The following is a 13,735-nucleotide window of genomic DNA, read 5'->3' as shown; positions in this document are numbered from 1 at the left end:
GGCGTTTACTCCATCATCTTCTCAATCGGCAGCACGAGGATAGAGCTGGCGCCGAGGGCTTTGAGTTTTTCCATGGTTTCCCAGAACAGGGTTTCGCTGCTCACCATGTGCATCGCCACACGCTGCTGGTCGCCCGCCAGCGGCAGGATGGTGGGACGCTCGGCGCCCGGCAGCAGGGCGATAACCTCTTCCAGGCGCTCGGTCGGCGCATGCATCATGATGTATTTTGACTCACGGGCCTGAATTACGCCCTGAATGCGCACCAGCAGTTTGTCGATAAGCTTTTGCTTCATTTCCGGCATCTCGCCGTCACGCTGGATAAGACACGCTTTGGAGCGGTAAATGACCTCCACTTCACGCAGACCGTTAGCCTCAAGCGTGGCGCCCGTGGAGACAAGGTCGCAGATGGCGTCGGCAAGGCCTGCGCGCGGGGCGACTTCCACCGAACCGTTAAGCAGACAGGATTTAAACTGCACCCCTTTCTGGTCGAGGTAGCGCTTGAGCAGGTGCGGATAAGAGGTGGCGATGCGCTTGCCGTTCAGGCAGGCCGGGCCGTCCCAGGGTTCGTCCACGGCGGTCGCCAGGGAAAGGCGGCAACCGCCGAAATCGAGGCGACGCAGCGTGAAATAACGCGGGTCTTCGCCCTGAGCGCGGCGTGTGAGCAACTCCTCTTCCAGCACATTTTCGCCAATGATGCCGAGATCCACCACGCCATCCATCACCAGGCCCGGGATGTCGTCGTCGCGTACGCGCAGGATATCGATCGGCATATTCTCCGCCAGCGCAATCAGAATCGGTCATGTTGATGTCCTCGTGATCCTGTCTGTAAACGGTCCATTTCTGCGTTCATGCACCACTGGAAGAACCGATCGTCTTCCAGCACACATCGCCTGAAAGACTAATCAGGATGATGGTGATGGTGGTGGTTTTTAAACTGAACGCGCATTGTAAATTTCTCGTGTGAATGACTATTCATTAACTGGCTTTAACCGTAAACCATACGAGGCGAAGAATGCAAGCGCTTTTTTTCATCATTAAAAATCATCATATTGCGCCCGTGAATTGTCAGCCAGACGCCGCTGGCGTAGCCTAAACTTAGTAAGTTCGCAAGATGACAGTCTCCAGGAGAGAAGGATGAAAAAGGTCGCAATTGTCGGGTTGGGTTGGCTGGGTATGCCGCTCGCGCTGTCGCTTTCGGCAAAAGGGTGGGAAGTCACGGGCAGCAAAACCACTCAGGATGGCGTAGAAGCGGCGCGCATGTGCGGCATTGAGAGTTACCCGCTGCTGTTGCAACCTGAGCTGGTCTGCGACAGCGATGACCTGGACGCGTTGCTGAACGTCGACGCGCTGGTGCTCACGCTGCCCGCCCGCCGCACCGGCGGCAACGGGGATTTTTATATGCAGGCAGTGCAGGAAATTGTCGACAGCGCGCTGGCGCACAGCGTTAAGCGTATTATTTTCACCAGCTCCACCTCCGTTTATGGCAATGGCGAAGGCGTAATGAAAGAGACCTCGCCGCGCAATCCGGTCACGGAAAGCGGAAGGGTGCTGAAGGAGCTGGAAGACTGGCTGCATAACCTGCCGGGAACCTCGGTCGACATTTTGCGCCTGGCGGGGCTGGTAGGGCCGGGGCGACATCCGGGCCGCTTTTTTGCCGGTAAGCACGCGCCGGACGGCCAGCACGGTGTAAACCTGGTGCATCTGGAAGATGTTATTGGCGCCATACAGTTACTTTTACAGGCGCCGAAAGGGGGACATATCTATAATATCTGTGCCCCCCAACATCCGGCGCGCGCCATATTTTATCCGCATATGGCGCGTTTGCTCGGCCTTGAGCCGCCTCGCTTTAGCGAAGCGGCAGGCAATGGTGAAGGAAAGCGGGTGGATGGCAACCGTATCTGTAATGAACTTGGTTTTGAATATCTTTATCCCGATCCGTTAGTGATGCCAATGGAGTAGCTGCCGTTCCTGACGCCGGTAAACGTGCTGCACAGCGCAAGAGGCGACAATGAGAGCATTGCTCGATGTATTAATTATTCTTGATGCATTAGATAAAGAGGGCAGCTTTGCCGCTGCCGCTTCCCGGCTTTATAAAACACCTTCCGCTCTGAGCTACACCGTTCATAAACTTGAAAGCGACCTCAATATTCAGGTGCTGGACCGCAGCGGGCATCGCGCCCGTTTTACCCCAACCGGCACGATGTTGTTGAATAAAGGGCGCGAAGTGCTGCAAACCGTACGCGATCTTGAAAAGCAGGCGGTCAAGCTTCACCTGGGCTGGGAAAACGAACTGGCCATCGGTGTTGACGATACTTTTCCCTTTACGCTGTTGTTTCCCCATATCGAGGCTTTTTTACAGCTTCATGAAATGACCCGGCTGAAGTTTATCAACGGCGTGCTGGGTGGCTCCTGGGAGTCGCTGACGCAGGGGCGCGTTGATCTGGTTATCGGCGCGATGCGCACGCCTCCGCCGCTAAGCGGGTTTTCTTTCACGCTGCTTGGCCATCTGGCCAGCGTTTTTGCGGTCGCTCCCCACCATCCGCTGGCGCAGGCGCAGGAGCCGCTATCAAGACGCCTTATCAAACGCTACCGCGCCGTGGCGGTGGCCGACCCGGCAAGTACACACCTCTCTTTTGCCTCCGGCGTTCTGGAGGACCAGGACGCCGTCACCGTTTTTGATTTCAAAGCCAAACTGGAACTCCAACTGCGCGGCATCGGCTGCGGCTGGCTGCCGCGCTATCTCGCCCAACAGCATCTTGACAGCGGCGCGCTGGTGGAAAAAGAGGTGGCTTCACACGTCTCTTACGAGCCGGTATGGATTGGCTGGAATGAGCAGACCTCGGGGCTTGCCTGCGCCTGGTGGCGCGAGCAGATCCTGAGCAACAGCGAAATTACCGCGCTTTATTCCGCTCCCGCCCCTCATGACGGAGGCTGAGTTAATTTCATACTTTCGACTTTATAACCTCGTCTATGTTTAAAGCAGGCAGATCCCTGCCGAAACCGTTTTTCTTTCACCACTGTGTTGTTAACGCAGGGGTTTTATGCGCAAGGAGGTTGTATGAGTCAGACTAACCAGCAATGGCAGCAGCGGCGCGTCGACGCCGTGCCGCAAGGGGTGGGTAATGCGCTGCCGGTTTATATTGAGCGGGCAAAAAATGCAGAACTCTGGGATGTGGAAGGGCGGCGTTATATCGATTTCGCTTCGGGCATTGCGGTGCTTAATACCGGCCATAATCATCCGGCTGTTATTGAAGCCGTTAAAGCGCAGCTTGACCACTTTACTCACCCCTGTTTTCAGGTCACCCCTTATGGCAACTATATTGAACTGGCTGAGCGCCTGAATAAACTCGCGCCCATAAGCGAGCCGTGCCAGACGCTGTTTCTCACCACGGGCGCGGAGGCGGTGGAGAATGCAATTAAAGTGGCGCGCATCGCCACCGGTCGCTCCGCCGTTATCGCCTTTCGCGGCGCGTTTCATGGCCGCACCCTGCTGGGAATGGCGCTGACGGGTAAAGTGCAGCCCTACAAAAAGGGCTATGGTCCGTTTCCGGCGGGAATCTACCATGCGCCTTATCCCGCCTCTTACCTTGGCGTAAGCGACACGCAGGCGCTGGCTTCGCTGGCGGGCATCTTCGCGGCCGATGTCTCCCCCGACGAGGTGGCGGCGATTATCATCGAACCGGTACAGGGAGAGGGCGGGTTTTACGCCGCGTCGCCGGAGTTTATGAAGCAGCTCCGCGCACTGTGCGATAAGCATGGCATAGTGCTTATCGTCGATGAGATCCAAAGCGGCTTTTGCCGCACCGGCAAAACCTTCGCTATCGAGCATTCTGGCGTCGAACCGGATCTGGTCACGATGGCCAAAAGCCTGGCGGGCGGTTTTCCTCTGGCGGCGCTGGTGGGTAAGAAATCGCTGTTTGATAAAGCGCTGCCCGGCGGGCTTGGCGGCACCTATGCCGGCTCTCCCGTCAGCATCGCCGCCGCGCTGGCGGTCACAGAGCTTATCGAAAAAGAGCGGCTTAACGAGCGCGCGCAGGCGCAGGGCGAACGGCTTATCAGCCGCCTCAAAGAACTGGCCGAACGCTATGACTGTATTGGCGACGTACGCGGCCCTGGCGCGATGGTGGCGATGGAGCTAGTGGAAGGGCGAGACAGCCACCGCCCGGACAAAACGCTAACCCAACGGCTGGTCCAGGAAGCGGGACGACAGGGCCTGATTTTGCTCTCCTGCGGGGTGCGTGCTAACGTTATCAGGTTCCTTATTCCGCTCACGGCGGAAAAAGAAATTATCGATGAAGGGCTCAACATCTTGTCATCGAGCCTCGAAATGGTGCAAAATACGCGCCCTGCAAAATGAGATAAATAACCGACGTAAAACGCGTCGGTTATTTTTTTGCAGTTTAGCAACGTCATTAAATTCAAGAGGCCGGGCTTCGTACCGGATAGATACTTACTAAAAATCGACAGTCGTGTCGCTGAGGAAGAATATAAGATGGGGCAATTCCTTGCTTTTGCGCTGGCTTTCGCCGTAGGGGGAAATCACCATGTCGCATAACGTCAATAACGTTAACACCCCTCGCGTGGAATTACGTAAAACGCTTACGTTAATTCCGGTTGTAATGATGGGCCTGGCCTATATGCAGCCGATGACGCTGTTCGATACGTTTGGTATTGTTTCTGGTCTGACGGATGGTCACGTGCCGACCGCCTACGCCTTCGCACTGGTAGCGATTCTGTTCACCGCGCTGAGCTACGGCAAACTGGTGCGTCGTTACCCGTCTGCGGGTTCTGCCTACACTTACGCCCAGAAAGCGATTAACCCGACCGTGGGCTTCATGGTGGGCTGGTCTTCGCTGCTTGACTACCTGTTCGCGCCGATGATCAACATTCTGCTGGCGAAAATCTATTTTGAAGCGCTGGTGCCTGGCATTCCATCATGGATCTTCGTGATAGTGCTGGTCGCCTTCATGACTGTATTCAACATGCGCACCCTGAAAGGCGTGGCGAACTTCAACACCATTATCGTGGTGCTGCAGGTGGCGCTTATCGCCGTTATTCTGGGCATGGTGATTTACGGCGTTTCTCATGGCGAAGGCGCGGGTACGCTGGTGAGCTCCCGTCCGTTCTGGTCTGAAAACGCACATGTGATACCGATGATTACCGGGGCGACGATTCTGTGCTTCTCCTTCACCGGTTTTGACGGCATCAGCAACCTGTCTGAAGAGACGAAAGACGCAGGCCGCGTTATTCCGCGCGCTATCTTCCTGACGGCGCTGATTGGCGGGCTTATCTTTATTTTAGCGACTTACTTTATCCAGCTCTATTTCCCGGATATCTCGCGTTTTAAAGATCCAGATGCGTCGCAGCCGGAAATCATGCTCTACGTGGCCGGCAAAGCGTTCCAGGTCGGAGCGCTGATTTTCTCCACCATTACCGTGCTGGCTTCCGGTATGGCGGCGCATGCGGGCGTTGCGCGCCTGATGTACGTTATGGGCCGTGATGGCGTATTCCCGAACCGCTTCTTCGGCTACGTTCATCCGAAATGGCGTACCCCGGCGCTGAACGTGGTGCTGGTAGGCGCTATCGCGCTGATGGCGATTAACTTCGACCTGGTGATGGCGACGGCGCTGATTAACTTCGGTGCACTGGTGGCGTTTACCTTCGTCAACCTGTCGGTGATTTCTCAGTTCTGGATCCGCGAGAAGCGCAACAAAACGCTGAAAGATCACTTCACTTACCTGATTCTGCCGATCTGCGGCGCGTTGACGGTAGGCGCGCTGTGGCTGAACCTGGAAGAAAGCTCCATGGTGCTGGGTCTTATCTGGGCGGGCATCGGTGTGGTTTACCTGGCCTGCGTAACCCGCAGCTTCCGCAACCCGGTTCCGCAATACAACGAAGATATCGCGTAATTCAGGCGAAAAGAAAAAGGCTCCCGTCGGGAGCCTTTTTTGTATGTGGGTCAGCATGAGAGAAAAACCCGGCGGGAGAGGGCCCTTCTTTGCCCGGGCGGGCGGCGCTGTACTCACCCGGGCAAATACCAAACCGCGTAACGCAGGCAAGCGAAGCGCAACGCGCGTCACCTCAGCCCACGATTTCCTGCGCGTACTGATACAGCGCCTTAATCAGCGCGATTTTCTCTTTATCCCCTTCGTACTGGTTGTAGAGCATCTCCAGCTCCTGGGCATAGGCCTGCAGGAATTCAGGTGTGAAGCGGTCGCGGCGGTACTGCAGCCAGCGTTGCTGCTCAGCTTCATCCAGCGTGCCCGGGAAATTACGGGCGCGGAAGTTAAACAGCAATTTCTCAATGCGCTTGTCGGCAAACGTGATATCCAGCGCCGGTAGATTCTGCGGCGGCGTTTGCAGGATGATGCGCATGCCCGCGCGGTCGGCGTCGCTGAAAAAGCCGTCATAAAGCTTCGCATCGACGTTATCGCTCGGCGGAAAAGGCGGCGCTTCGGCAAACAGCGCGACCACTTTTTCCCGCACCTGCGGCGCTTCGCGCAGCAGCTTCAGGTTCGCCAGACAGTGCTGGCGGTCGATGCCTAAACGCTCCGCGTCTTCCGGGCGCAGCGTGTTCGCCTGGGCCAGCACCGGGCATTTATTCAGATGAATCAGCTTAATGGGCGCCGCCGGGTCGTCGCCAAGGCTGGCTTTTGGCGTATAGAGCCGCTCGCGCAGCGCGTCGTGGTCGAGCTCCAGCAACGGACTAATATCGCCCGCCAGATCCGCCACAATTACCGCGTTCCGGTTTTCCGGGTGCCAGGCAAGCGGCGCAATCCAGCTGGTGTTGCCACGCCAGGCGCCGAACATGCCGGAGACATGCACCAGCGGTTTCATCTGCGGAATATCGATAAGCGTCATCAGCTTCTGCTTGCTTCGATAGCTGTAAAGATACTCAAACAGCCGCGGCTGGCGGGTTTTCACCAGTTGCGCCATGGCGATGGTGGCGTGAACGTCCGCCATCGCGTCATGCGCATTGCTGTGCTCAATGCCATTGGCGGCGGTAAGGTGCTCCAGGCGGAAACTCGGCAGGCCGTCGTTGTTCTCCGGCCAGACAATCCCTTCCGGGCGCAGCGCGTAGCAGGCGCGCATGACGTCGAGCAAATCCCAGCGGGAGTTATCGTTCTGCCAGCTCCAGGCGTAAGGGTCGTAGAAGTTGCGATAGAAAATATTGCGCGTCACTTCATCATCAAAGCGGACATTGTTATAGCCCACCACGCAGGTTTTCGGCACGGTGAAGAGGGCGTGGATGCGCCGGGCGAATTCCGCTTCGTTCTCGCCTTTCGCCAGCGCTTCCTGCGGCGTAATGCCGGTTATCAGCACCGCTTCAGGCTGCGGCAGGTAGTCGTCGGCCGGTTTACAGTAGAACACCTCGGGTTCGCCAAGCGCGTTGAAATTTTCGTCGGTTCGCAGGGCGGCGAACTGGGCAGGCCGGTCCAGCGACGGGCTGGTGCCGAAGGTTTCATAATCATGAAACAGAAAAGTGGGTTGCGCCGAAGGCTCAGACACGGGGATTTTTCCAGTCAGTAATACACTGTCTTTAATGGTAAACCATCCCCCCGACAAGCAGAAGAAAAAGGGCGCCGAAGCGCCCTTTTATCAGGGTAAAACCTGCTCCGGCCGGACATTCTTGCCAGTAATAACGCGCCTGCCGAGCGCAATGCCCGGTTTTTCCACCCGGTGGAACAGCCCCCAGGCGCACAGGTAAACCACAGGCGTGCAGAGCGCCGCCACCATTAGCATGCGTACGGGCGAGGGGAGATGCTCAAAATTGCTGTAGTTCACCAGCAGCGCGATAGTCGGGATGACAATCATCAAATGCAAAAGGTAAACGGAATAGGAGACATCGCCCAGAAACTGGCTTATCCGCAGCGTCAGCAGGCGCTTTGGCAGGCGCATGGCGCGCTCAAGGCGCGAGCCTTCCGCCGCCTGCCATAGCATCGCCGTCATGCCGATTATCATCACCCACTGCGCTGCCAGCCGCACCGGCGTAACCGCAATGCCCATCCAGGCGGCGCAAAGCGGGGCGAGGAGCGCCACCAGCCAGAGCCGCAGGTTGCTTTCGCGCACCGCCTGCGCCATCACCATGCCCGCCAGAAACAGCGGCAGCTTAATTAAAATCATCGACGGCATCGGGAACGCGTCGAAGTAATCCGCCAGCAAAAAGCGCGCCGCGAGGCAAACCACCATGACCACCAACGCGCTGAGCATAAAACCCCAGCGCATAACCATCAGCATGATAAACGGAAACAGGACGTAGAACTGCATCTCCAGACCAATGCTCCAGTCCGGCAGCACGGTACGGAAGGAATAGTCCGGCAATGCGCCGAAAATAAAGCTCAGGTGGGTGAGGATATTAAGGAATGAATGATCGGCGTAACGGCTGGCGTCGGTCTGGGTGGAAATCCAGGCGCTGGCGATAATATCACGACACTCGCCAAACAGGCCGCCGAAAATAAGCGCGACGATAAGTAACAAATAATAGAGCGGAGCGATCCTGAAAAAGCGTCGTAGCCAGAACTCCCGGATGGTCGTCAGGCTATTCCACGGCGCTTTTTCACGCCGATCCTGATAATTTTTCGCCATCAGATAGCCCGACAGCAAAATAAACAGATCAACCCCCATACCCGGGTCGTAAAGCAGCGGAATACGGCACTGCACCAGCAGACAAATATGCCCAAAAAGCACCCACACCGAGGCGATGCCCCGTAGCCCCTCCAGCTCCGGCGACCAGTTTTTGCCCTGCGCCATAACGTTTTTCCTCTGGTTAAAATAAGGATGCATGAAACCAGGAAAAAAGCATTCAGGGCAATCGGAACAGCATGAGAATGTCTGATTATCAGAATTACCGCAAATCTATGGAAATAGCGGCGTACAGATTTTGAGAAATATTTCCTTGCAATTTGCCCGCGCAACGAAATAAGAACTCCCGTAAAACAGGCGGCGAAAAATATGTTATTGAGGATATGCTGTTGAAACTTCGCCCTTTATTTGCCGCTTCTTTGTTCGTTTTTCTTGCGTGCCCCGCTTTTGCGGATACCCCAATAAGCGGTTCGCCGGTGCCGCCACCCATTCAGGCGGGCGCCTGGGTATTGATGGATTACACCACGGGCCAAATTCTTACGGCGAATAACGAGCACCAGCAGCGCAACCCGGCCAGCCTGACCAAGCTGATGACCGGCTATGTCGTGGATCGCGCCATTGACAGCCACCGTATTACCGCCGACGACATCGTGACCGTAGGGCGCGACGCCTGGGCAAAAGACAACCCGGTGTTTGAAGGCTCTTCGCTGATGTTTCTAAAAGCAGGCGATCGCGTGACGGTGCGCGATCTGAGCCGTGGGCTGATTGTCGATTCCGGCAACGACGCCTGCGTGGCGCTGGCGGATTATGTGGCGGGCGGCGAGCAACAGTTTGTCGCCATGATGAACAATTACGCGCAAAAGCTGCATCTGGCGGATACGCATTTCGAAACGGTGCACGGCCTGGACGCCCCCGGCCAGCACAGCTCGGCGTATGACCTGGCGGTGCTTTCCCGCGCCATTATTCACGGCGAGCCGTCGTTCTACCATATGTACAGCGAGAAAAGCCTGACCTGGAACGGCATCACCCAGCAGAACCGCAACGGTCTGTTGTGGGATAAGAGCCTGAACGTGGACGGGCTGAAAACCGGCCATACTTCCGGCGCCGGTTTTAACCTCATTGCCTCAAGCGTTGACGGCAACCGCCGCCTGATTGCGGTGGTCATGGGCGCCGAAAGCCCGAAAGGACGCGAAGATCAGGCGCGCAAGCTGTTGCACTGGGGCCAGCAGAATTTCGACACCGTGCAGATCCTGCATAAAGGCAAAAAGGTAGGAACCGAGCGAGTCTGGTACGGCGATAAAGAGCAGGTGAACGTCGGCACCGATCAGGATTTCTGGCTGACGCTGCCGAAGGCGGAAGTGGCGAATATCAAAGCGCGCTACGTGCTGGAAAAACCGGAGCTGGACGCGCCGCTGGCGGCCAATACGCGCATTGGCGAAATTCAGCTTTATGACCGCGATAAAGTGGTGGCGCACTGGCCGCTGGTTACCCTGGATAACGTTGAAAAGGGCGGCATGTTCTCGCGTCTTAGCGACTACCTGCATCAAAAACTGTAAGGCGCGCTTGCGCGCTATCGCACGGCTTGTTGGTGAGAACTATCTATACTCGGTTATTTAAACCGTGAGGAGAGAGCATGAACTACACCATTGAGCACGTACCCGAGCGCGCTATCGCAGGCTTTCATCTGGTTGGCCCCTGGGAGCAAACGGTGCCGCAGGGGTTCGAGCAGCTAACGATGTGGGTGGATAATAAAGCTATCCAGCCTAATGAATGGATCGCCGTTTATTACGATAACCCGGAAAAAGTGCCTCCGGAGAAGCTGCGGGCGGATGTTGTCGTTTCTGTGCCGGAGGGCTTCAGCCTGCCGGAGAACAGCGAAGGCGTGATCCTGACGAAGCTGCCGGGCGGCGAGTATGCGGTGGCGAAAACCAAAGTGGTGAACCAGGATTTCGCCTCCGCCTGGGATGAATTTTTCGTTAAGCTGCACCACGACGGTATAAATCGGGTGGCGGATAAACCCTGCTTTGAAATCTACCTCAATGATGGGCAGGCCGATGGCCACTGGGATATCGCCATGTATATTCCTGTCGGGCCGAACGCCACGGAATAAGGCGTTTAGCCAGTAAAAAGGCCACCCCGGGGGTGGCCTCTGTTTATCTGCGCATCATCACGCCTTACGGCGTTAAGCGTTCGCGCATTTTCTTCACATCGTCTGCGCTAACCGCCGGCGCCGAGTTGCCCCAGCTATTGCGGATATAGGTCAGAACGGTCGCTATCTCTTCATCGGTCATGATGCTCGCGAAAGCCGGCATCGCCGGGGCGGTTGGGCGCGCGTCGGTATCCACGCCGCGGCTGCCCGCCAGCACCACGTGCGCCAGCGAAACCGGCTCAGGGGCATTGACCAGCGCGTTATTCGCCAGCTGCGGGAAGATGTTCTTCTCGCCCTTGCCCGACGAGCCATGACAGGCGGAGCAGCGGTCGAAGTAGATGTGGCGTCCTGCAATCATCTGCTTGTCGTCGCCTTTAAGCGGCGCCGGCACCTTCTCATCTTTCACGCCGAGCGATTTCAGATAGACCGCTACCGCCTGCAGATCTTCCTCTTTCCAGTATTGGGAAGAGTTTTTCACCTGCTCGGCCATCGGCCCGGAGGCGATGTCGTAGCGGTTTACGCCGGTGCGCAGGTAATCCTTGATATCCTGCTCGCTCCAGCGGCCAATGCCCTGGTGATTGGCGGCGGTAATATTCGGCGCCCACCAGTTTTCTATCTCCGTTCCCTGCAGGAAGTTGTCGTTCTTATCGCCGCCTATCATGTTTTTCGGCGTATGGCAGGTGCCGCAGTGACCAAGGCCCTGCACCAGATAGGCGCCGCGGTTCCACTCAGCGGATTTCGACATATCCGGCTGGTAAACGCCCCTGTCGAAGTTCAGCCAGTTCCAGCCAATCAGGCTGGTGCGGATGTTGAACGGGAAGGGCAATTGGTTGGTTTCCACCGGGTTATGGATGGGCTCCAGCGTTTGCAGGTACGCCCAGATAGCGCGGTTATCCTCATCGGTGACTTTGGTGTAAGCGGTAAACGGCATCGCGCCGTAGAGCCGCTTGCCGCCGTGGCCGATCCCTTCGGACATGGCGCGCTTAAAGTCATCGTAAGTCCAGTTGCCGATGCCGGTTTCGCTGTCCGGTGTGATGTTGGCCCCCACCAGCTTGCCGAACGGGGTGCTGATTTCCACACCGCCTGCGAACGGTTTTTGCGGATCGCTGGTATGGCAGGCCGTACAGTCGCCCACGGTCGCCAGATAGCGCCCTTTTTCAACCTGCTCGAACTCCGGCTGCGCCTGCGCGCCAAACGACGCGAGACCGAGAGCGAGAAGCGATAAAGCAGCTAGTCGTTTCATACGCTTATCATCTCCCCCGGGTTTTTCAGGTAGAAGTTGCGGATGGCGTGCGCCGCTTTAAACGCCAGCGCGCCCACGGTGCCGGTCGGGTTGTAACCCGGGTTTTGCGGGAAGGCGGAAGCGCCCACCACAAACAGGTTCGGCACATCCCATACCTGGAGATGCTTGTTCACCGAGCTGGTGGAAGGATCGGCGCCCATGATAAAGCCGCCCACCACGTGGGAAGACTGGTACGGCACGCTGTTCCAGTGACCGGTGGTCGGCTTGGCGACTATCTCGCGCGGCCCCATCGCTTTGGCGATTTCCGCCACTTTGCCGGTGCAGTACTGCGCCATTTTCAAGTCGTTTTCCGGGAAATCGAAGGTGATGCGCAGCAGCGGACGACCCAGATGATCTTTGTAGTTCGGGTCGAGCGACAGATAGTTGGTGCGCGTGGTGTAACTGCTCGCCTCGCAGCCAATCGACATGGTGCTCTGGTAGTTTTTCACCATCGCCTCTTTCCAGCCTTTGCCCCATTTCGGCGAGCCCGGCGGTGTCGGGTGATAGTTAATCGGCGCGCCGCCGATTGGCGTTACGCGGATGCTGCCACCGCCGAAGAAACCCAGGCCGCTGTGGTCGAAGTTATCGTTATTGAAGTCGTCGATGCCCATGCCCACCGCGCCCGCACCGATGAACGGGTTGAACTTCTTATCATCAAAGAAGAGCGTCACGCCGTTGGCGGTCTGGTAGGCATAGTTACGCCCGGTGGTGCCGGAGTTGGTCACCGGATCGTAAGGCTTGCCGATGCCGGAAAGCAGCATCAGGCGAACGTTTTCAAAGGTAAACGCCGCAACGATGACCAGGTCAGCCGGTTGCTCCCACTCGTCGCCGGAGGAGTCGATATAGGTGACGCCCGTCACCTGCTTGCCGGTGTTGTCGGTATTGACCTGCAACACTTCGCAGAAGGTGCGCGCTTCAAAGTTCTCCTGGCGCAGCAGCGCAGGGAGCACGTTGACGATGGCGCTGGCTTTGGAGTAGTTGGCGCAGCCGTAGTTGGTGCAGAAACCGCAGAAGGTGCAGGGGCCCATGGTCACGCCATACTGGTTGGTGTAAGCCTCTGAGACCAGCGAAGAAGGCACCGGGAAAGGGGTATACCCCATGTTCTTCGCCGCGTCGGCGAACAGCACCGGGCCGTAGGGCTGGCGCAGCGGCGGCGTAGGGTATTCGCCGCTGCGGGTGCCTTCGAACGGGTTGCCGCCTTCCTGGCGCTGGCCGTTCAGCACGCCCGCTTTGCCGGAGGTGCCCGCCACGCGCTCAAACGCCATGTAGTGAGGCTCCATCTCCTCCCAGGTGGTGCCCCAGTCCTGCAGCACCAGCTCGTCAGGAATACTGCCGTAGCGCTCAAGCAGGTGGCTTTTTAAGCGAAACTCTTCCGGCTGGAAGCGGAAGGTGATGCCCGCCCAGTGGTTGCCCGCGCCGCCGGTGCCGTTGCCCGGGTGGAAAGAGCCCCAACTGCGCATCGGCAGCGCCGTCTGCGACGGATTGTTGCGCATGGTGCAGGTGTTTTGCCGGGTGCGCAGCATCAGCTCCTGGCGCTGCACGTAGCGTAATTCGTCCGGGACGGTGTTGATATTGAAGTCGCGCGCGGTGTCGCGCCACGGGCCGCGTTCAATGCCGACCACGTTAAGACCTTCGTCGGCAAGCTCTTTTGCGATGATAGAGCCCGCCCAACCGAGGCCCACCACGACCACGTCGGTTTTAGGTAATTTCTTCGCCATGTT

12 protein-coding genes, 1 pseudogene and 1 other annotated feature are annotated in these 13,735 nt (G+C 57.5%); of the genes and pseudogenes, 7 read left to right on the top strand and 6 right to left on the bottom strand.

Features of this window, described 5'->3' with window-relative positions; all coding sequences use genetic code 11:
* Window positions 1–5 precede the first annotated feature (5 nt).
* Window positions 6–791: pseudogene (hisG, locus tag IEX01_RS17995) on the bottom strand (ATP phosphoribosyltransferase); the annotation flags it as partial.
* Window positions 792–825: 34 nt separating this feature from the next.
* Window positions 826–923: a sequence feature (His leader region), on the bottom strand.
* The gene (hisL, locus tag IEX01_RS17990) at window positions 899–946 is read right to left on the bottom strand and encodes a his operon leader peptide (RefSeq protein ID WP_110877335.1); all 48 of its coding nucleotides are present in this window, start codon (window positions 944–946) and stop codon (window positions 899–901) included. It overlaps the preceding feature by 25 nt.
* 188 nt (window positions 947–1,134) lie before the next feature.
* On the opposite strand from hisL, the gene IEX01_RS17985 reads away from it, so the two are divergent.
* The 5 genes from IEX01_RS17985 (at window position 1,135) to IEX01_RS17970 (ending at window position 5,909) form a co-directional block, all read left to right on the top strand.
* Window positions 1,135–1,959, top strand: coding sequence for an SDR family oxidoreductase (locus IEX01_RS17985; protein ID WP_188724277.1), 825 nt, complete (start codon window positions 1,135–1,137; stop codon window positions 1,957–1,959).
* Window positions 1,960–2,008: 49 nt separating this feature from the next.
* Complete coding sequence (locus tag IEX01_RS17980; RefSeq protein ID WP_024561113.1) at window positions 2,009–2,935, top strand: LysR substrate-binding domain-containing protein; 927 nt, start codon at window positions 2,009–2,011, stop codon at window positions 2,933–2,935.
* A 123-nt stretch (window positions 2,936–3,058) separates the two neighbouring features.
* Window positions 3,059–4,357 (top strand): 4-aminobutyrate--2-oxoglutarate transaminase, encoded by a 1,299-nt coding sequence (gene gabT / locus IEX01_RS17975; protein WP_188724276.1) that lies wholly within the window; start codon window positions 3,059–3,061, stop codon window positions 4,355–4,357.
* A 135-nt stretch (window positions 4,358–4,492) separates the two neighbouring features.
* Window positions 4,493–4,555 (top strand): membrane protein YoeI, encoded by a 63-nt coding sequence (yoeI, locus tag IEX01_RS21960; protein WP_491008677.1) that lies wholly within the window; start codon window positions 4,493–4,495, stop codon window positions 4,553–4,555.
* Entirely contained in the window at window positions 4,545–5,909 is a 1,365-nt protein-coding gene (locus tag IEX01_RS17970) for an APC family permease (RefSeq protein WP_024558929.1), read from the top strand. Before yoeI ends, IEX01_RS17970 begins: the two co-directional genes overlap by 11 nt.
* Window positions 5,910–6,081: 172 nt before the next feature.
* On the opposite strand, the gene sbcB is transcribed toward IEX01_RS17970, so the two are convergent.
* Both sbcB and IEX01_RS17960 read right to left on the bottom strand, forming a co-directional pair.
* Complete coding sequence (sbcB, locus tag IEX01_RS17965) at window positions 6,082–7,509, bottom strand: exodeoxyribonuclease I (protein ID WP_024561111.1); 1,428 nt, start codon at window positions 7,507–7,509, stop codon at window positions 6,082–6,084.
* Between the two features lie 90 nt (window positions 7,510–7,599).
* On the bottom strand, window positions 7,600–8,751 hold the full coding sequence (locus IEX01_RS17960; RefSeq protein WP_188724275.1) for an acyltransferase family protein: 1,152 nt from the start codon (window positions 8,749–8,751) through the stop codon (window positions 7,600–7,602).
* A gap of 215 nt (window positions 8,752–8,966) precedes the next feature.
* Here IEX01_RS17960 and dacD point away from each other — a divergent pair, with 215 nt between their 5' ends.
* Both dacD and sbmC read left to right on the top strand, forming a co-directional pair.
* A complete protein-coding gene (dacD, locus tag IEX01_RS17955) occupies window positions 8,967–10,139 on the top strand; it encodes a serine-type D-Ala-D-Ala carboxypeptidase DacD (protein WP_188724274.1) in 1,173 nt (390 codons plus the stop codon).
* 77 nt (window positions 10,140–10,216) lie between these two features.
* Entirely contained in the window at window positions 10,217–10,693 is a 477-nt protein-coding gene (gene sbmC, locus IEX01_RS17950) for a DNA gyrase inhibitor SbmC (RefSeq protein ID WP_024558933.1), read from the top strand.
* A 64-nt stretch (window positions 10,694–10,757) separates the two neighbouring features.
* Here sbmC and IEX01_RS17945 read toward each other — a convergent pair whose 3' ends face one another.
* Together IEX01_RS17945 and IEX01_RS17940 are read right to left on the bottom strand one after the other, a co-directional pair.
* Entirely contained in the window at window positions 10,758–11,975 is a 1,218-nt protein-coding gene (locus IEX01_RS17945) for a cytochrome c (protein ID WP_024558934.1), read from the bottom strand.
* Window positions 11,972–13,732, bottom strand: coding sequence for a GMC family oxidoreductase (locus tag IEX01_RS17940; protein ID WP_024558935.1), 1,761 nt, complete (start codon window positions 13,730–13,732; stop codon window positions 11,972–11,974). Before IEX01_RS17940 ends, IEX01_RS17945 begins: the two co-directional genes overlap by 4 nt.
* Window positions 13,733–13,735: the final 3 nt, after the last annotated feature.

This window comes from Franconibacter daqui (assembly GCF_014644275.1).
Classification (GTDB): Bacteria; Pseudomonadota; Gammaproteobacteria; order Enterobacterales; family Enterobacteriaceae; genus Franconibacter; species Franconibacter pulveris.
Note: the sequence above shows the minus strand (reverse complement) of the source record. Positions and strands in the feature narration are given on the sequence as shown.